Source organism: Paenibacillus sp. RC21, from assembly GCF_044907935.1.
GTDB lineage: Bacteria > Bacillota > Bacilli > Paenibacillales > Paenibacillaceae > Paenibacillus > Paenibacillus terrae_A.
Genome location: NZ_JBIYCS010000001.1, coordinates 584048 through 602737 on the forward strand (window position 1 = coordinate 584048; position 18690 = coordinate 602737).

An 18690-nucleotide genomic window follows, 5' to 3' on the forward strand; every position below is an offset into this window, starting at 1 on the left:
CTTTGTTTTTCATTTTGCCAGAAAAACTTCCCTTGGTTCCTATCTCTTTATTAGATCTCTCCACAAAATTCTAATCTTAAAAAGGTTTAGACAATCCAAGAATCCCAGGGCAGCAGCGATCGTAAGATCAAATCCTACGCGCAGCGCCCTCACACACCCGAACCCCTGCGTCCTTTCTTTTATATAATTTCAGTCGAAATAAAAAAATATGAGCTGTTTGTACAGTTTACATGTTCTTTTTAGGTTGTTTTGCGTTATAATGAAAGGATGCACATTATGAACGAATTGGAGGCACAGCCCGATTGACTACTTATCCTTTTGCCTTTGATCCGTCCAAGCCGTTTATTGAGCAGGCAAGCGACTGGATTGCGGATGTATTTTATGAAGTTTTGCCTGAAGTCGGCTTTGAGGTTCGGGATGAACAAATTTATATGGCATTCCAGTTGGAGCGTGCCTATAAGGAAAAGAAAACGATTTTCGCGGAAGCAGGTGTGGGCACAGGCAAAACGCTGGTGTACCTCCTGTACGCTATTGCATATGCCCGGTACATGAGAAAGCCCGCGATTATCGCCTGTGCGGACGAGTCGCTGATTGAACAACTGGTGAAGCCGGAGGGAGATATCGCCAAGCTGGCCCGGCATTTGAGCCTGACGATTGATGCCCGACTGGGTAAGTCGCCGGATCAGTATATTTGTCTGAATAAGCTGGATAATGTACGAAGCGGATTGGATGATGACGCGGATGTGTTCCGTGATATCTATCAGGACCTGCCGGATTTTGTCCATTTTCCGGATACGCTACAGTCCTTTACCCCTTACGGGAACCGCAAAGAGTATCCCGAGCTAACGGACGGACAGTGGAGCAGACTGGGCTGGGATGTATTTCAAGATTGTCTCGTTTGCCATCAGCGGCATCGTTGTGGACAGACGTTGTCCCGCGATCATTATCGCAAAGCGGCAGATCTGGTTATCTGCTCTCATGACTTTTATATGGAGCATGTATGGACCTATGAAGCGAGAAAGCGTGAGGGCCAGCTGCCATTACTGCCGGAGCACAGCTCTGTCGTCCTTGACGAAGGGCATCTGCTGGAGACAGCGGCGCAGAATGCACTCACTTATAAGCTTAAGCACGCTCAATTTGAGGCCATTATTACCCGTCTGCTGGAGGGAGAAGTGCGAGAATCGCTGGCAATGACGATTGAAGATGCGATATCCCAAAGTGAAGCCTTGTTCGCTGCGCTCGATAAGAACAGTCAGCCTGTACAAGGTTCTAATCGCAAGGAGTTTATCTTGAATGAGTCGCTGATTCGAGAGGTAAACCGCTTTGGCGAACTGATCGGCACGATTGAAGAAGAGCTTGTATTTGAAAGCGGGTTATTTTCTCTGGATGAGTACCAGGTCAAAATCGTGGAAGAGCATCTGGAAATGATTCAGACGGCGTTGGCCTTGTTTAAGCGCCCGGAACTCCTGATTTCGTGGGTAATGGAGGATCAGGATGGATTAACGCTTGTGGTTATGCCCAAGATGGTAAAAGAGATTCTCAAAGAACGGGTATTTGCACAGCATATACCGATTGTATTCTCATCAGCTACACTTTCCGTGGAGAGCTCCTTTGATTATATGGCGCAAAGCCTCGGTATAGAAAATCCGCTCACGTTTTCCGTTGCTTCACCGTATGATTACAACGATCAGATGCAAGCGGCATTATATCCGTTGCAGGCGGGGCATGATCCAATCCAGAGAGCGTTGGCCCTGCTGGAGAAATCGCAAGGTAGAGCGCTTATCCTGTTTCCTTCACAGGAGGAACTGGATGCATTCAGAACGGGTCTCGCAGCTTACCATGAAGCGTCTGCTTTTCGTTTTCTATATGAAGGATCGGCTGAAATCAGCCATCTGATCTCATCTTTCCAGAATGATGAGGAAAGCGTCTTGTGTGCTGTAACGTTATGGGAAGGACTGGATATTCCAGGCCCATCCCTGTCGCACGTCATCATCTGGTCGCTGCCTTTTCCTCCAAATGATCCGGTTTTTACGGCACTGCGCAAGGATGCGACAGATCCGTTTATGGAGATAGATATGCCTCACATGGCGCTCAGACTCAGACAAGGCATCGGGCGATTAATTCGCTCGCGTAATGATCGGGGCTGGATCTCCATCATGGGCCAGGATCTGAACCGCGAAGAAGTACGTACACAGGTTTTACAACTACTGCCTGCGGGTGTAGAATGCACTGTAATCGAAGGAAATCCGGAGGGAATGAAGACATGTTAAATTTTACATCGTACACGGTAGATCAGATTAAAGATGCTTTTGGTATTTTGAGTGGGCAGCGTTATGAATTTATGATTGATGTAGAGGTTGAAGAGGACGACGAGCTCTACACTGAAAACGGACTGTATATCCGTACACTATATTTAGTAGACGAAGAGAAAACAGGAATATTGAAGTATGAGCTGATTGAAAAAGTAACGAACCGTTACATTGAGCTTGAACTGGAAGAGGATGAGTTGCAGGCTGTCGAGCGCTTCTGTAAAGAGCATGTGCAGGACGGAGCCGTAAAGTAACGTAATAGACCGCTTGGCTATGATAGCCACCTTATAACGAAGTATGTAAAGGAGTTCTGATGTATGGATCAGGCTCCTTTTTTTCATGCTCATTCAAGGAATATTCATCTGTCTCAGCGCAGTCTGTCCCACACATTCACCATAAACAGTACAACTCCGGCCGCCAGTAGTACCCACCCCATGATGATCAAAACTCCAATATCAGGCACCCCGTACTTTTTGCCTGCAATCGCTAACACCAGCACCGGCAAGCCGATATTATGCAGCCAAAAATGTACGCGTGCCAGCACAGTAACCGAAAGTGCAGGAAAGGCCACATAGATCAAACCTATCATTCCGAGAGCTGTCCAACCGAGCAAATGAATATAAGACTGAATTCTGGACAGGCTGTAATCGCCCGACACGCCAATGATCACACTAAGCAGCGCACCGAGAGCAAAATACACAGCAGCTATTTTAATGAATTGCTTTCCCATATGAAATCCTCCCTATAATTGTAGGCATTGTGTAACACACCATCTATCATATCGGGGAAGAAGGCTAGGGGTGTGGGTGCTGTGAAGGATGCCATTTGACAAATGATTGAAATAAACATAAAATCTTATTGCACCAATACACACCGTATTACTATGCTTTTTCGGGGGATGACGGCGAGCTTCTCCGGCAATAGGTCGCTATTTTTTGACCATTGGTTTATTAGGATTCGCCATTAAAAGGAGCTTGAAATCATGAATGTATATCATAATACTTTGGGACTAATCGGGCGTACACCGCTAGTAGAACTGAACAGCTATTCTCTGCCGAGGGGAATTCGTCTGTTCGCCAAGCTGGAGTTTATGAACCCCGGCGGCAGCGTGAAGGATCGGGTGGGCAAGGCTCTGATTGAAAAAGCCTTAAAAACAGGTCAGTTGAAGCCGGGTGGAACTTTAATTGAAGCCACAGCAGGCAATGCAGGTATCGGTCTCGCTATGGCAGCGCTTCATTATAATATCTCGGTTATTTTTGCTGTGCCTGAAAAGTTCAGTCAAGAAAAGCAAGATTTAATGAAGGCGCTGGGAGCGCGTATCGTTCATACCCCGACAAGTGAGGGGATGAAGGGAGCCATCGAGAAAACGAAGGAGCTGGCTGCTGAATTTCAAGATGCCTATTTGCCGCGTCAATTCAGCAATCCTGATAATCCAGAGGCTTATTACACGACGATGGGACCGGAAATTTGGAACGATCTGGACGGAAAAGTAGATGTATTTGTAGCAGGAGCAGGTTCGGGGGGAACCTTTATGGGGACCTCGCGTTACCTCAAGGAACAAAATGCATCTATTAAAACCGTAATCGTAGAGCCAGAAGGTTCCATTTTGAACGGCGGAGAATCGGGTTCGCATAAAACGGAAGGGATTGGTATGGAACTGATTCCTGAGTTTGTGGATAAAGGTTATTTTAATGCCATTCATACGATTAGCGACGTCGATGCGTTCGACCGTGTCAAAGAGCTTGCAGCGCGTGAAGGACTTCTTGTCGGCAGTTCTTCCGGGTCGGCATTACATGCCGCTTTACTGGAAGCAGAGAACGCACCGGATGGCGCACATATCGTCACCATTTTCCCGGATAGCAGCGAACGCTATCTGAGCAAAAAAATATATGAAGGCGGGATATAAAATGAAACGTAAAACAAAGCTGATTCACGGCGGCCTCCCTACCGATCCGCATACGGGTGCGGTTAACGTTCCTATTTATCAGGTAAGCACTTATGAGCAAGAGGAAATCGGCGTTCATAAAGGCTACGAATATTCGCGTACAGGCAATCCGACCCGCTTTGCACTGGAGGAGCTGATCAAGGAGCTGGAGGAAGGAAAACGCGGTTTTGCTTTCGGCTCCGGGATGGCGGCGATCCATGCGGTATTTTCACTGTTTAATGCTGGAGATCATATTTTGTTGACCGATGATGTATACGGGGGCACCTACCGTATTGTAAGCAAGGTGCTTAATCGGATAGGCATTGAAGCTACATTTGTGGATACGACTGACCTGGAGGCCATCTCCCAAGCGATCCGACCCAATACGAAGGCACTGTATGTAGAAACGCCTACGAATCCGCTGCTGAAAGTTACGGATATCCGTACGGTTTCGGAGCTGGTGAAAAAGCATGACCTATTGCTGATCGTGGACAATACATTTGCCACTCCATATTGGCAGACACCACTTACGCTTGGAGCAGATATCGTTATTCACTCGGCTACCAAATATTTGGGCGGGCACAGCGATGTTGTAGCCGGTCTGGCTGTTGTGAACAGCGACGAGTTGGGTGAGCAGCTTCATTTTCTGCAAAATGCCATTGGTGCTATTCTCGGCCCGCAGGATTCCTGGTTGTTGATCCGCGGGATCAAAACACTGGGTCTGCGTATGGAAGCCATTGAGCAAAATGCCAAGGAAATTGCGATCTATTTGGAGAAGCATCCGAAGGTTAGCAAAGTGTATTACCCTGGACTGGAAAGCCATTCGCAGCACGAGCTGTCCAAAATTCAGGCCGATGGCTTTGGCGGCATAATTTCCTTTGATGTAGGTAGCGATGCCAACGCGGTCGCACTACTGAAAAAACTGAAATATTTTACGCTGGCTGAGAGCCTGGGAGCGGTTGAAAGTCTGATTAGTGTTCCGGCACGTATGACACATGCCTCCATTCCGGTAGAACGCCGCGCAGAATTGGGCATTACCGAAGGACTGGTACGGATCTCCGTAGGGATTGAAGATCTGGAGGATTTAATCGAAGACTTAGAGTCTGCATTGCAAGGCTAAGAATCGTTTGAAAAGGGGGGGTGGCTGAGGCCGCCTCTTTTTTTCGGAAAATGTGGAACAAAGCATTGCTTTTCCTTAATAACCGAGTATAATACTTGGTAATAGGGTGCATCATAAGGAGAGAGACAATATGCAACTGATAAAAACACATAGCTACCTGCAAGTGGATGACTATTTGGATCTACTTAATTATGCGAAACAACTGAACGATATAGAGTGGCAGCAAGAGCTTAAAGAAGCCTTACAGCATCAATCGCTGGAGAATGGCAGAGAAACTAAAGATTCTGAAATTAATGCGTTATGGCGGCATTTTGACCAGATCAATGATAGATTATTGGAGTTGTTTGATCTTCTACGGAATAGCAATAATTCGGTAGAGAGAAATTCTTGGAGCGAACAGATTTGGGAACTAAAACTGGAACGCATCAAACTGGAAAAGCAAATTCAAGCGAGCTATTCACATTATTGAGGGTTCAGCATACCAATAAATATAACAAAACTAGATAAAAAAAGGCACGCAGCTGCAACTGCAATGCCAAGAATTCGCGAAAATCAGTTAAAAAATAATGCTCAATACAAAAAAATTATTTTGAAGTTTGTTTCATGTCGCGCATCATTTTCATCATCATCGTCAACATTTCGTCGCATTCTTGCATTTTAGTCATCATCACATCCATGTTCATGTCCATCATATTCATATCCGACATTTTTTCCATGCACATATTCATGCTTTTCATTTTAGCCATCATGTCTTCCATACACATCATCATCATCATTTCCATACACATCTTCTCCATTGTTTTTCCTCCTCCTATTTTGAAAATAGTAACTTCTTCCTTAACATACTATACCCAAGTATGGATAGCAATAATCATGACAGATAAGAATAGGCTTTTATGTATAGAAATTTTCAATAACGAAGTTAAGCACTCTGCTTTCTTCGTTTTTCTGTTTTTTAAGAATAGCCTCTTTTTTTTGGAAGAAGAAAGGAGTACGCAAAGGCGATAACGAATAGCTTTATATAGTTAAAATGAATGTTAACGGAGTATTATCGCGACGTCTCTGAGGAAACAAAAACCTGGAGGGGGAATGTTATGAGGTTCACGCATCTGGAAAAAGCGACAACTGTGCTGTTGGATCATCCGGTTCGTCTGACGTCTGCTTATGCAGTCGGTCCGGTCAAGCTGCCGGAAAATTGCGGTGTGGGTAGGGCATGGTCCGATCATTTTACCCCTGAGGAATGGGATTTGGAAAGGGCCTGTAATGAAGAAGGACTGGAGCTTTCGGCTGGAGGAAAGGCAGCGTGCCGCTTATTAACTGAGCTGGACCCCCGGAACGCGGAATTGAATTTAGGTGTCTTTCCGCCCCTGACTGAGCAAGAAAGGCTTTTGCTGGTTTCGAATCTCCGCTGCGCGGCAGCACAGGAAGTTATTTTCAGACCGTTTGAAGGAACAGGACAAATTTGGGTGGACGGCATATTGGTATATGCGGAATCCGGTCCTTTGCGCTTGTATCTGGACGAAGGTAATCATACGGTGGTGGTCGTTGCAGCCTTTATTCCCGATGAAGCTCGCTCTATTCGGATCAGTGGAACTCAGACGTGTGACAGCGCAGATGTCGCGGAGCTGCATCAGGAATTCGTAGAGCGCAATATACGTTTTCATATGGCATGGCTGGAGGTGGAGAAACCCGCTGGCAGGGAGGGAGAAGACAGTCCGGTCTTGTTTTATTTGCTGCGCAAGGATCGCATAGATCTTCCTGTAGATCAGCCGTTATGGGTCGAGGTAACGAATGATGAGGGAACATTGCTGGACCGGTTTCAGGCGGTTTGGGAGCAGGAGCAGCAATATGCCTGGAATGAGGAAGTTGCCGGGAATACGGGAATGCTGCATTTTACGGTTACATATCAGGACCATGAGGCAAGAGAGCATTATTTTGTGTACTCGATGCTTGTGCGGCCTTTGTCGGCGGTTGTGGAGGGTTTGCAAGAAGAGTACGACCAATATAATCAAGCTTATAATACAGATGCTTTTGGCTCTGCGAGGAAATTACAGGCAGAAGGCTTGCTGGCTGAGCTGAAAAGGTTAACGGCTTTGCCGGAAGATCCTTTTGAAATCTGGGATAATCGCATTGTGCGGGAATATATCAAGCTACTAAAACGAATTTTCACACATGCGTACACGGAACGGCCTCAGCATCCATCTCGGGAAGATAACATCCTTTTGTGCCCTGACGGGATTGGCGAAGGCTTTTTTGTCTCCCGTTTGGACAACAGTCTGCAACGCTACACGATACAGCTTCCCCGAAACTATTCGGCGGATCGGCAGTATCCTCTCATTGTCCTGATGCCGGGCAAACGGTATGAGCTGGGTCTGCCGGATTTTCAGAAACGGGGCTTTGGACAGGGCTGGGAAGAGGAAGCGATATTCGTCACTTTTTCGTGCCGTGGAGTTACGCTGGGCAGTTACATTGGTGAAGCCGCTTTTCTGGAGGCGCTGGATGCTATTCTGCAAGCGTACCGGGTGGATGAAGACCGAATCTATCTGACGGGCTATTCTAACGGCGCATACGCTGCCTGGGCGATGGCACAGGCTTATCCTTCGCGTTTTGCGGCTATTGCCGTCATTGCTGGCGCACCGCATCCGAAGCATCTGATGAACCTGCTGAATATGCCCATATTCAATGTGGTTGGAGATCAGGATTACTTGTTTGCGCAAGCTTATACGGCTCCTGAAACCGACCTTTCATCCGACCATTATAAAGGAGTAGTGGAACGGTGTGCCAACCATTGGGACACGCATGAACTGAGGCTTTTGGACGGTGTACTGAGTTGGCTTATGCAATGGAAGAGAGTGATGGTACCTCAGCGTATTGCCTACCGAACGGAGCGGGGGAGACATAACCGGGCTTATTGGCTGGAATTGACGCAAGTGGATGAAACCGAGGAATACTCCGAACTGTACGGTGAAATGAGCAAAACGGGTGAACTGGATGTTAGAGCCGTCCACGTCGATGAATTTATTATTCACCTCTCACATGAGATCGTACCATTGGAGCTTGTCCATGTCCGTATTGGAGCGCGGGTTTTCGTGTTGGATTTACTAGAATATAACCGCTTTCGCTTTGTTAAAATAGAGTCGCGGAAACGCCCCTCACCTGAATATCGATTGATTGCTGAACGGTGGAGCGAAACAGATGGAATTTCTGGAAAAGAAACGGATGACGAAACAGCAAGGTTCAGGTTAAAAAGCGCAGGTCGGAATCCTTCTGGCCATGGTATGGGAGTGCTGGACGTTTATATGGATCGTCTGCATATTGTCCTTCCATCCAGCTATGCTACACCCGAAGAAGAGCAGGCGGTAAAACGGACGGCAAAGGCTTTGGCCAGCCCTCGCACAGCGACCTGGAATCCGTATATCGGTGTTCATTACCCTGTTGTGGCTTCTCATGAGATTTCCGAGGAAGAACTGGCTGACAGTAACGTGATCTGTATCACCTCAGGCTTGTCCAGACATGAGCTGCTTCAGCGCCATCAAGCCCATTTACAGATCAGCTGTACGGAAAAAGGGTATGTACTGGGCGGTGATTTCACGGCAGGCGAGTATTGTCTTTCGTATATCCAGCCTGCCCCGTGGTCCACACGCAAACAAATGCTTGTTGTGGCGACGAATTCTCCCCGGATGCTAGGTAAAAACCTGTTTATGCGCAAGCTGATTATGCCCGGCTATTTTAACGGTCTGCATCCGTATTTGAATAAAGAGGTTATTGTGTATGACAGCAAGGGTGTGCGTGCTTTCAATTTTACTTCTAATAAATATGCGTTCCACAAGCTGCAAGGTCAATAAAGAAGACAGCTAATTAGACACGATAATCCTAAAATAAAAAAACGTCCGGAGTTGGGGAGGGGGACTGACCCCTGTCAAGTAGACGAATGAAAAAAAGCTAAGCTGCAAGCGCGTGCCGATACTCGATCGGGGCGCTTTTTGAGTTTATCCTGAAACCGCTGAGCTTCGCTCCGTTACCAGAATTGAATATCGCTTTTTAAGTAGTCCACCCCTGAGCTATCAAGTAATCTCGTTCTTCTTTGATACTGGAAAAGGAGGTACGTGTACGCCCCTTCATCGGGCTGGATGAACCCTTGCGCCAATCGAGCGGTTCAGCATTTCGAACCTGCTTCACCCAAACTTTGAGTTGGTTAGCCATACGAAAATCCCCTCCAGGTTCACTCATACCCTCATGGTAACACGCAAGGTTTTTTAAGAGTGTCTACTTGAAGGGGATGATACCAACCAGGCGATCCTGACGGTTTTTTGCTGCTTTATTGCAGTGGTTTGTCATTGTAATGACGTCATATATAGAAGGGCGTTAGGACAGATCAGTTTTTATACTGCTCCATCAGATATACGATCTTGACCTCATCGGCCAAATCGCCAAAGGGTTCATAAGGATTCTCCTGAATGATATGATATAAACGCTGAACTCGTTCCTTCGGCAGTTTGCGCACATATCTGGAAATAAAACCGGAGTGCGTGACCACGTAGCGCTTTTTACGGACAGCCGCACTGGCAACACGGACGAGAATATCCTCGCCTCCTGCCATTTCCAGAATGCGACGTTCATAAAAGGTCACGTAACGGAACGTCCGATCCTTAATTAGCTCGCGATTTAATCTGGCAATCTCTCCGATATATCTGACCATAAGCGGTTCAAAGCTTTTGATCAGGAGAGGGTCGAGCGTTAGCTCCATATCCTTGCGGAGTACAAAAGATTGCAGCAGGGCGACCTGCTGGAGCCTTATCCGGTCATTGTGGATGAGTACGGCAATCTCACGCAGCATTTCATAGGAGACACGCTCGCTGAGCTGTCGCAGGGCAACCGCGTTTTTATGATTGATGTTCAGGCCCTCTTTAATCTGCTCAATGCGGCCTCTGAACAGGCGTATAAGCTGCCTGCGCTGCTCATAGGGACGAATACGCTGCTGTAAAAGCACCAAGGGTAGCAGGAGAAGTGCGCCAACGATACCACACAGGAGCATTTGCTGGGTGGAATGGCCGAAAAAGACGGCGGCGGTCAGCAGCACGATGCCGAAGGCTAGGTCGTTGCGAAAATAAAGCTTGGCTCTGTGGTGGGCATATTGCTCTACAGGAACCAGTGCATCCCGACCGCAAGACGTACATTTATCTTCCCATAGGGCAGTAAACTGTCCGCAACGCTTGCAGATCCGCAGCTTTTGGTACGCATGCTCGGTGTGGATAAACGGACGAAATTGTACAGGCTGTTTGGCACTACTCATTGCGATCACTTCTCAGGTTCAGCAGGGCTAGAAGCTCAGTGTTCATTTGCGTAATCGAGGGAGCGCGTTTTTTATGTATAGAGTAAGTGATTAATTTGATGGCGACAAAAAGAAACAAAATCGCCAAACATCCGTATGAGATCATAGTGTACTTCCTCTTTCTGCTCAGATTTTTACAGCGATAATTTGCAAGAGCGGGTTTCGCTTCTGTCATTTTTGTCGTATAAAGGAGAAGGCTGGTGCCCGATTGCCCTTGTTGGGGTATAATTATATCATTACTGCAGGATATTGGTAAAATCCCGCAGTATAATAGGCTTCTTGGCTGTAATCAGGCTATTCGGGCATCATTTTCAGCTGGCTCTCATGTAAAACTCATTATAATTTAATAGTAGGGGAGTACAACTGTAATTTAGAATGAGAACTAACCGGCAAAGGGGTACAAGCGATGTATAGTAGAGACAGAAAATGGTTTTTAGTCATCGGAATCATATGTGCAATGATCATGACCTCAATTTCGGCATGGCAGCCGCAGACGGCGAATGCCGCTTCAACCTCCGCCTCCAAGGTGGATGCGGTGCTGGTTGTCGATGTGAGTAATTCCATGAATACCAGTGATCCAGGCAAAATTGGCAATGAAGCCATGAAAATGTTCATTGATATGCTGTCGACGCAAAATGACAAGGTCGGCATTGTAGCGTATACGGATGTCGTACAGCGCGAGAAGGCTTTGCTTAATATTACGTCCGAAGCGGACAAGCAGGAACTGAAGTCGTTCATTGACGGGCTGAACCGGGGGGCGTATACTGACACCTCCGTAGGTGTCAAGGAAGCGATCCGCATTTTGCAGGATGGCAAGACAGCGGGACACGCGCCTATGATCGTCATGCTGGCCGATGGTAACAACGATTTAAATAAAACGACGGGCAGAACTGAAAGCCAATCCGATCAGGATATGGCGAAGGCTGTGGCCGAAGCTAAAAATAGTGGCGTTCCCATCTACACCATCGGTTTGAATGCAGATGGAAAACTGAATAAAAACAAGCTCGCAGACATTGCGCAGCAAACGGGCGGTAAATCTTTTATTACAAGCTCGGCGGATGACCTGCCGAACATCTTGAGTGAAATTTTCGCCAGCAATTTGAAGCTGAAGGTTGTTCCCTTGCAGTCCATTACGGCTAACGGCAACTATCAGGACGTTACGGTAACTGTACCGAACGATAGCGTGCTGGAGGCTAACATTTCGATTATGTCCTCCAAGCCGGTGGATGCGAGACTGATAGACCCGTCGGGCAACACCAAGCCGATTCCTTCAAGTGATGTACTGCTGTCCAAGTCGAAAAGCTACTCCCTGATTAAGTTGCTCAAGCCTGTGGCTGGCGACTGGAAGCTCCAGGTCAAGGGAGTCCAGCAGGATCAGATTGATATTAATCTGGTGTTTAACTATGATTTGGAACTGAAACTGGACGCACCGCCTGCCAAAGCTTACAAAAAAGGTGACGCAGTCCAAATTCGTTCCTACCTGACGAGTAACAACCAGCAGCTTCAGGATCAGGAACTGTATGCAAATATGAATGCAGTTTTGAAGGTCAAGGACCTTGATTCCGGTACAACGAATGAGGTTCCATTGAAGAATGAGGGGGACGCCTTTACCGGCTCCTACACGATACCGGATGAGCATGACTATGAACTGACCGTTAGAGCAGAGGAAAAGAGCTTCTACCGTGAAACCCAGCCTGTGACCATCAGTGCCAAGGCTGCGGCGGGCAGTGGCACGAATAACGGTACTACTACGGCGCCGGCAGCACCTGCCGAGAAGTCCAAACTGCTACCCCTCATTCTGTTGGGGCTGGGACTGATCGTTCTGCTGATTGCAGCCTACTTTATCTGGAAGGCTGTCAAAAAAGCCAACCGCGGCTTTGTCGGACAAATCGTTTTGGAGATTCGGGACGAGAATACCGGCGAAAAAACGTATCCGCAATACAAGAAGCTGAACACCTTCCGGGGTAAATTCAATCTGCACCAGTTGCTGCAACTGGCACCGGAATTTGCCGAAACCGATAAGGTGGTGTTCACGCCAGGCAATCAGGACCGTATCATGGTGCGCAGCACTCCGGAGATTGCGATTGAAAAATCCGGACGCGCTGTTGATACAGGCAGTGGTCTTGAACTGAAAAACGGCGATCGCCTGACGATTCCGCTGGCAAGCGTGGACAAAACCATTTTGCTGGAATTCATTTCAGTAAACAGCTAAACGAACCCTTAGGAGGTCAAATCTATGAAACCAGTAGTTAGAGAGCATATCCAGCAATTAGACGTATCACTCGGCGGAGGGATCGTAAGCGATAAAATCAGGGTTGATACCATTGATAATCCCATTTTGATTATCGGACTCGGAGGGACGGGTATTGATGCCCTCCTCCGCTTGAAATATCAAATTAACCGCAGATTCAAGCTGCCAGCAGATCCGGTTTCCAAGAAAAAGAGCGAGAAGCCGGACAACGTGGAATTTCTCGCTTTTGAAACGAATGAGCAGGATCGCAACAAAAAATATAAAGGGATCGGCTTGGACCCAATCAACGAGTTTGTACTGCTGTCCAATGCGGAAATCGGCGGATTGCTGCAAAACCGCAGCATTTTGGAGCCGTACATTACGGATTGGCTGTCACCCGAGCTGAGCATTACCGATGGCATGAACGGGGCGGCAGGGGTGCGTCAGGCTGGACGTTTGCTGCTGTTCACCAAAATCAATCAAGTCGTGCAAAGCATTGACAAGAAAATCAAAACCCTGTCTGAAGGCACCAATAAGAAGCTGATGGTGTTCCTGCTGTCCGGTTTGTCCGGCGGTACGGGGAGCGGCACCTTCCTCGATATCTCGTATATCGTCAGAGGGATTATTGAGCGCGATTACGGCTCCGCAGGTGTAGACCGTGTAAATACATTAGGATATCTGTTTACGCCGGACATTAACCTGGCGAACAAAAGCCTGAGCGAGCATACACGCGAATATATTAAAAAGAACGGCTATGCCGCGCTCAAAGAGCTGGACTACTGGATGAATGTGGACAGCCGCAGTGAACGGTTCAAACAGCAGTATGGCAACATTTTGACCGTGAATTCACCGTTGCCGCCGTTTAATCTGTGTCATCTCATTTCAGCGACGAATACAGAAGGCAAGCTGCTGGAAAATGCCTATGATTACTGCATGAATGTCACCGCCGAGAACATCACCAACTTTATGGCGAGCGAGGAAAAGCAGTCAGGCGAAGAGTTTGCCATTCATGACTATATCAGCAACATTCGTACCAATATTGCACAAATGAACAAGGCATATCCTGCCAACTACGATTACAATATTATCGGGGCTTCCTCGGCGGTACTGCCAATGGAGGAAATGACAACATATCTGGCTTACCGGATGTTCGGCAAAATGTCCAAAATGTTCGAGCAATCACCGAATCAAGAGGATGTCGAGAAGTTTGCCCGCAAGCTGGGCGTCGATCTGGACAGCATGATCAAAAACTTCGAATCTCGTGTTCCTGAACCGCTGCCGGGCTTTGAAAACAGTGAACGATTAAGCTACAACAATGTAGTCAAAATGCAAGTTGTGAATATGGATACCGAGCTGGAGCAGACCTTCCTGACACGTGCGCGTGAGGAATATATCAAGGCGAAGAAGCAGCTTCCGGGTGAAATTACGGGGCAGTTTACCGACCAAATCCGTCGGATGTTCCTGCATCCCGAGCAAGGTCCGTTTTATGTATCCCGTATGATTTATACGGAAAAAGGCTTTAGCTTGCTGAAAATGCTGCTTTCGTACATTGAGACGCTGCGTGAATCACTGCATCGTATCCCTACGGATATTGAATGGGCGCGTGAGCAGGCGGGCGAAAAGCTGGGCGATGCCAAGAGCGCGTTCGTGTCCAAGGATAAAAAGAAAAATGCGTACATTGAAGCGAAAATCAATGAATACTGGCTTCGGGCCGATGTGGAGCGTACAGAGCAGCTTATTGAATTTTATGAAGACCTGTATGATCTGCTGAATAAGGAAAACAGCCGCATTTATAATGTATTTACTGAAATTTTGAATGCACTGAGCGCGATTTTCGAGAAGAATGGCGATCTGCTGATCAACGGCGAAGAACAGTCCGATCACAGAGGCAACAAAACGTACTATTGGAATCTGGTCAGCGTGCCGGATATTTCCGAAGTCGTAACCAAGCTGCTGGATAAGCGTGATGGTGATGATCTGATTCGTGATTTTGCCCAAGAGTTGCTGGAAAATTCGGATCAATGGGTGAAGGATCAGGATATCGACATCATTAGTTCCATCTCCAACTTCCTGACCGACAAGTTCGGTGATCTGATTACCCGTTCGATGGAGGATTTCCTCGTGATGAAATACGGGCAGGATGAGGCCATTGAAAAATTCGTGGAGCGCTATATTGCAAGCAAGCTGGATGAAGAAGCTGTGCCTGTGTTCCATCTGAGCAATAGCTCCGGTAACCTGTATTTCCCGTCATGGGGTTTTGTCTCAGTTCCGGTGCAGTCGCCTAATATTCTGAAAGGCGTTCGCAATTATCAAAATAATGCCATTGGTAAATCACACTTTACCATTAAAGAGAGTGAAGTCCGTAACCGGATTTTCTGGCTCAATACGCGCAATGGTGTGCCGTTGTTTGTTTATACGCCGCTCAAGGTGTATGAAGAAAGCTATGAAAAAACGATTCTCGACCGGGAAGGTATTGGCCGCCATCTGGTGCAAACAGGCCAGAATAACTGGACGAATTTGCCGTCACCGATTCCTGAAAAATCGTGGGGAGAAACGTATGTCAATTCGCGTGTACAAGCTTACAATGCCCGCATCCGTAACGACTTCGACCGTGCCAAGTCACTTGGCGTGATCCGTGAGAAGGATGTTGACCAGAATACGAGCAGCCGCTTTACTGTGCTGCGTTCACGTGCGCTGGATCTGAATGGCCTGCTGGCAGGCTACGATATGCGTTTGCAAGAATCCAAGCCGAATCTGGGTGAGGTGAAGAGAGCGTGGTCTGAGCTGAAACGCCTGCTGGCTGAAGGGCTGGAACAGACGGGAAGCAAGGACATCTTTGGCAGCATCAATGAAGAGATGGCGAAGGAAAACCTGATTCGTTCACCGGAGTTAACGCAGGTGGTTCGTGAAGAACTGGCGAAATATACCCAAATTGAAGCGAAGGCCGCCGAGCTGGAAGCCTTGCTGGGCAAATATCAGGATGAGGAAAAATGGCTGGATCAGTTCATTCAGGCACTCTATACCGACACGATTACGAAGAAAGGCGCTTTATACGTCTATGACCGTGACGAAGAGGAAGAGGCTTGGGAGCCATTTGCCAATGTCATGAAGAGTCGTAATTACGTGGAGTTTGAAGTGTTTACGAATTTCCGTGGTCTGGAAGAGAAAAAATATGCAGCTCTGATGCGTAAGGCGGATCGCCGTGATGCTGTACTGACTTCGTCCGAGGATATTACGCCGCTCTTGGCGAAGCTGGATGAACTGGCTGGAATCTACTTGGAAGCCCGGAATCAATTGGAATATGAAAAGGTGGAGCTGGCTAACGGAGCGGAGCTCTATGCGTTCTACGCTCAAATGTCCGGGAAACTAAACGATATCCGTAGAAAGTTGAAGTAAAGTATGAGAGAGCAGTTGTTACGTTATGCGGCTGACTATGCAGCCGCAGAGGATCAATTCATCGGTAGCGGGGATGGACGCAGCAGCATCCATTTCCCGTCCGTGTTTCTTTTTATCGGTGACCGTATGGGTCCGGCAATCAACACGATTGCAGATATCAACCGGACCAAGTGGGATAACAGTACGGGGGTAACGTACATTCACATCCGGTCGCAGGAGGATCATGCAACTGTAGATCGTCCGGTGGGTGCCATTGTCCATGCGGTAGCAGTACCGGAGGAAAGTAGCCACAAAACCGGACGACGTGATTTGCATCAGGCTTTTTATACACATGAATCGCAGTTGATTGAGCTTAACACCGCGTTGCGCCGGGCTAGTGGGAACTTGGCGGATTACGGTCGTTTGTATTCCTCGTTCGAGCGTGTCCATTTGTCGATCCTGACGACAGCCGACGATCCCATGAATGTATTGGTTCCCGAGATTACGCTGTTGGCGGAATACATTTTTGCGCAGTCCTTTAAGTCGGTACAGATGGATCTGTACGTATTGGTCAGCGAAAGCGATCAGACAGCCCAATTTGGCTATAGCAGCGCAGCATCAGTTGCTTTTATGAGAGAACTGGACTATATCCAAAGTCCGGATTATACGTTCACGGCGCCACTGCATATGACTGAGGACAAACTGACCATTCCAGTATCTCATGCTCCGTCGCCGTTGTTCGATCTCGTCTATGTGCTGTCCGACAAGAACGAACGCGGTGTAACGGTGCCGAATAGCCTGCGAGAGAGCTGTGACATCATTTGCCATATTCAGCTTCTCAAAAACCGTTATCAGGCGGAAGATTCCTATCGTTCACAGGATGGGGGGTATAACAATACGTCGTTTAAAAACAACATTATGACGGAATCCGGGCGGCAGGGCTATGTGTCGGCTGGATTTTCCCGGGTCAAGCGCCCTAATGAGTCGATTGCGCTTACGGTGCTGCATCACTTTTATGTGAAACTGCTGGCGCGTATGAGAATAGAGCAGGAATGGGATATACGCGATAAGCTGGATTATTTCGGTTTGGATGCTGCCGAGCGCAGCCGTACACGAAATGACCTCGTTCCTGGTAATGAGGCCATTATGGACATGAGCGCTTTAATGACCAGCGGAGCCAGCTACGGCTCGTTAAAGCGAATGACACTGCGCGAGGCGGAGGAAGCCTTGTTCGGACAGGGCTGTGAAGCCTTTTTCCGCGATAATTGTGAACGGATCGTACACAAACGGTTGGGGGATTTTCAGGCGGAATTATGTCTGCAAACGGCTGTGAACGAATCGGTCAAGGAGCACCCCAAGATCGGTTTGTTCGAGCTTACGGACTGGACGGATGAGAATAAGACCGGGAATGTGCTTACCGCCATTCGAGGACTGATTCGAGATACGTCCAATGACTTGCAGATCAGCGCTGCTGAGCTGGATGCCCTGTATAGTGGACGAGTGGAAGACCAGCCCTTTCAACGATTGCCGCTGATGGATAAACATAATGTGCGCAGCTTGATCCGTTACCTGACCGAGACGGTCTATGGGCACAAGCTGAACATGCTGTGGATTCAAACGGATCTGGAGCTACTTCGCCGTTATGAGCTGGCTCTTGAAAAATGGCATATGCAGGCGAAGCATATTACCGTACAGCTTGCCAATCTGGAGCGTGATCTGCATCAGGCTGCAACGGACAGCGTCCGTCAGGCTGACAGCTATACAGGTCAAAACCTGTTTGAGTACTATGAGCGTGTGACGGAGGATGTCATGCGTGAGCTGGAGACCAAGCGGGGGAAAGCTGTATTCTTTGATGCCCGGCATATGGGTCCTGTATCCGGTTTGCTGGATGGCGGTCCGTCAAAGCTGGTGGATCGACTCACACAGACTTGCCGCACTCTGATCCTTAGCGCACAGCCGTTTAACCAGACATTCGAGGAAGAATTGCTGCGGCGGGCGAATGTGGCTGCTGCCTATGAAAATCGGCTGGTCGTTCCGAAGGATGAGCTGTTTAAAAAACTGTACCAAAGGCTGGAGGAAAACGGCGGTATTAACGTACGTTTGCTGGATTACACTCATGAGCATCGGTATGAGGAAAAATATTTCTTTGGTGACTACGAAGGCGAATTTCTTCCTTATGCGCTGGATGTGGATATTACCTCGCGCATTTACAAGCTGGGGTTTGTGCATGAGCGTCGCAGCAGCGGGGTAGAAAAGCTTCATTTGATGGGTGGTTTCCATCTGGAGGATCTGATGGTCTACCGCAACGGCAAGACGTATTATGAGACATATATCGCGAATGGTTTCGTGTTTCACGGGATCAACGCGGATCGGCTGCCGGAACTGCGGTAGCAACATGGT

Annotated in this window: 13 protein-coding genes; 9 read left to right on the forward strand and 4 right to left on the reverse strand. The window is 47.9% G+C overall.

The features are described from left to right. Positions 1-302: 302 nt before the first annotated feature. The gene (locus tag ABIA61_RS02765; protein ID WP_283655783.1) at positions 303-2270 is read left to right on the forward strand and encodes an ATP-dependent DNA helicase; all 1968 of its coding nucleotides are present in this window, start codon (positions 303-305) and stop codon (positions 2268-2270) included. Continuing rightward, positions 2264-2563: a DUF6509 family protein gene (locus ABIA61_RS02770; protein ID WP_283655784.1), complete on the forward strand. Its 300-nt coding sequence runs from the start codon at positions 2264-2266 to the stop codon at positions 2561-2563. The genes ABIA61_RS02765 and ABIA61_RS02770 overlap by 7 nt, the downstream gene beginning before the upstream one ends. Before the next feature lie 113 nt (positions 2564-2676). Here the strand turns inward: ABIA61_RS02770 and ABIA61_RS02775 are convergent, their stop codons facing one another. Beyond that, positions 2677-3039: a hypothetical protein gene (locus ABIA61_RS02775; protein WP_283655785.1), complete on the reverse strand. Its 363-nt coding sequence runs from the start codon at positions 3037-3039 to the stop codon at positions 2677-2679. Positions 3040-3291: 252 nt separating this feature from the next. Between ABIA61_RS02775 and ABIA61_RS02780 the strand changes: the two genes are divergently transcribed. From ABIA61_RS02780 to ABIA61_RS02790, 3 genes are all read left to right on the forward strand, one after another. Continuing rightward, positions 3292-4215, forward strand: coding sequence for a PLP-dependent cysteine synthase family protein (locus ABIA61_RS02780; RefSeq protein ID WP_283655786.1), 924 nt, complete (start codon positions 3292-3294; stop codon positions 4213-4215). A 1-nt stretch (position 4216) separates the two neighbouring features. Further along, on the forward strand, positions 4217-5353 hold the full coding sequence (locus ABIA61_RS02785; RefSeq protein WP_283655787.1) for a bifunctional cystathionine gamma-lyase/homocysteine desulfhydrase: 1137 nt from the start codon (positions 4217-4219) through the stop codon (positions 5351-5353). A gap of 130 nt (positions 5354-5483) precedes the next feature. Continuing rightward, positions 5484-5822, forward strand: coding sequence for a hypothetical protein (locus ABIA61_RS02790; RefSeq protein WP_283655788.1), 339 nt, complete (start codon positions 5484-5486; stop codon positions 5820-5822). Between the two features lie 115 nt (positions 5823-5937). Here ABIA61_RS02790 and ABIA61_RS02795 read toward each other — a convergent pair whose 3' ends face one another. Continuing rightward, positions 5938-6150: a hypothetical protein gene (locus ABIA61_RS02795; protein WP_283655789.1), complete on the reverse strand. Its 213-nt coding sequence runs from the start codon at positions 6148-6150 to the stop codon at positions 5938-5940. 297 nt (positions 6151-6447) lie between these two features. Between ABIA61_RS02795 and ABIA61_RS02800 the strand changes: the two genes are divergently transcribed. After that, complete coding sequence (locus tag ABIA61_RS02800; RefSeq protein WP_283655790.1) at positions 6448-9198, forward strand: PHB depolymerase family esterase; 2751 nt, start codon at positions 6448-6450, stop codon at positions 9196-9198. Positions 9199-9394: 196 nt separating this feature from the next. Here ABIA61_RS02800 and ABIA61_RS02805 read toward each other — a convergent pair whose 3' ends face one another. Next, entirely contained in the window at positions 9395-9556 is a 162-nt protein-coding gene (locus ABIA61_RS02805; protein WP_283655791.1) for a hypothetical protein, read from the reverse strand. A gap of 172 nt (positions 9557-9728) precedes the next feature. Then, positions 9729-10646 (reverse strand): hypothetical protein, encoded by a 918-nt coding sequence (locus tag ABIA61_RS02810; protein WP_283655792.1) that lies wholly within the window; start codon positions 10644-10646, stop codon positions 9729-9731. A gap of 445 nt (positions 10647-11091) precedes the next feature. Here ABIA61_RS02810 and ABIA61_RS02815 point away from each other — a divergent pair, with 445 nt between their 5' ends. The 3 genes from ABIA61_RS02815 to ABIA61_RS02825 are packed head-to-tail and all read left to right on the forward strand — an operon-like array spanning position 11092 to position 18681. Then, a complete protein-coding gene (locus ABIA61_RS02815; RefSeq protein WP_283655793.1) occupies positions 11092-12897 on the forward strand; it encodes a vWA domain-containing protein in 1806 nt (601 codons plus the stop codon). A gap of 24 nt (positions 12898-12921) precedes the next feature. After that, positions 12922-16311, forward strand: coding sequence for a tubulin-like doman-containing protein (locus tag ABIA61_RS02820; protein ID WP_283655794.1), 3390 nt, complete (start codon positions 12922-12924; stop codon positions 16309-16311). A gap of 3 nt (positions 16312-16314) precedes the next feature. Next, entirely contained in the window at positions 16315-18681 is a 2367-nt protein-coding gene (locus ABIA61_RS02825) for a transcription initiation factor TFIID (RefSeq protein WP_283655795.1), read from the forward strand. The last annotated feature ends 9 nt before the right edge of the window (positions 18682-18690 follow it).

Coding starts and splice junctions, on each gene's coding strand:
- ABIA61_RS02820 (WP_283655794.1), top strand. CDS start 12,922: ATGAAACCAGTAGTTAGAGAGCATATCCAGCAATTAGACGTATCACTC.
- ABIA61_RS02805 (WP_283655791.1), bottom strand. CDS start 9,556: ATGGCTAACCAACTCAAAGTTTGGGTGAAGCAGGTTCGAAATGCTGAA.
- ABIA61_RS02825 (WP_283655795.1), top strand. CDS start 16,315: ATGAGAGAGCAGTTGTTACGTTATGCGGCTGACTATGCAGCCGCAGAG.
- ABIA61_RS02770 (WP_283655784.1), top strand. CDS start 2,264: ATGTTAAATTTTACATCGTACACGGTAGATCAGATTAAAGATGCTTTT.
- ABIA61_RS02775 (WP_283655785.1), bottom strand. CDS start 3,039: ATGGGAAAGCAATTCATTAAAATAGCTGCTGTGTATTTTGCTCTCGGT.
- ABIA61_RS02780 (WP_283655786.1), top strand. CDS start 3,292: ATGAATGTATATCATAATACTTTGGGACTAATCGGGCGTACACCGCTA.
- ABIA61_RS02785 (WP_283655787.1), top strand. CDS start 4,217: ATGAAACGTAAAACAAAGCTGATTCACGGCGGCCTCCCTACCGATCCG.
- ABIA61_RS02795 (WP_283655789.1), bottom strand. CDS start 6,150: ATGGAGAAGATGTGTATGGAAATGATGATGATGATGTGTATGGAAGAC.
- ABIA61_RS02815 (WP_283655793.1), top strand. CDS start 11,092: ATGTATAGTAGAGACAGAAAATGGTTTTTAGTCATCGGAATCATATGT.
- ABIA61_RS02790 (WP_283655788.1), top strand. CDS start 5,484: ATGCAACTGATAAAAACACATAGCTACCTGCAAGTGGATGACTATTTG.
- ABIA61_RS02810 (WP_283655792.1), bottom strand. CDS start 10,646: ATGAGTAGTGCCAAACAGCCTGTACAATTTCGTCCGTTTATCCACACC.
- ABIA61_RS02800 (WP_283655790.1), top strand. CDS start 6,448: ATGAGGTTCACGCATCTGGAAAAAGCGACAACTGTGCTGTTGGATCAT.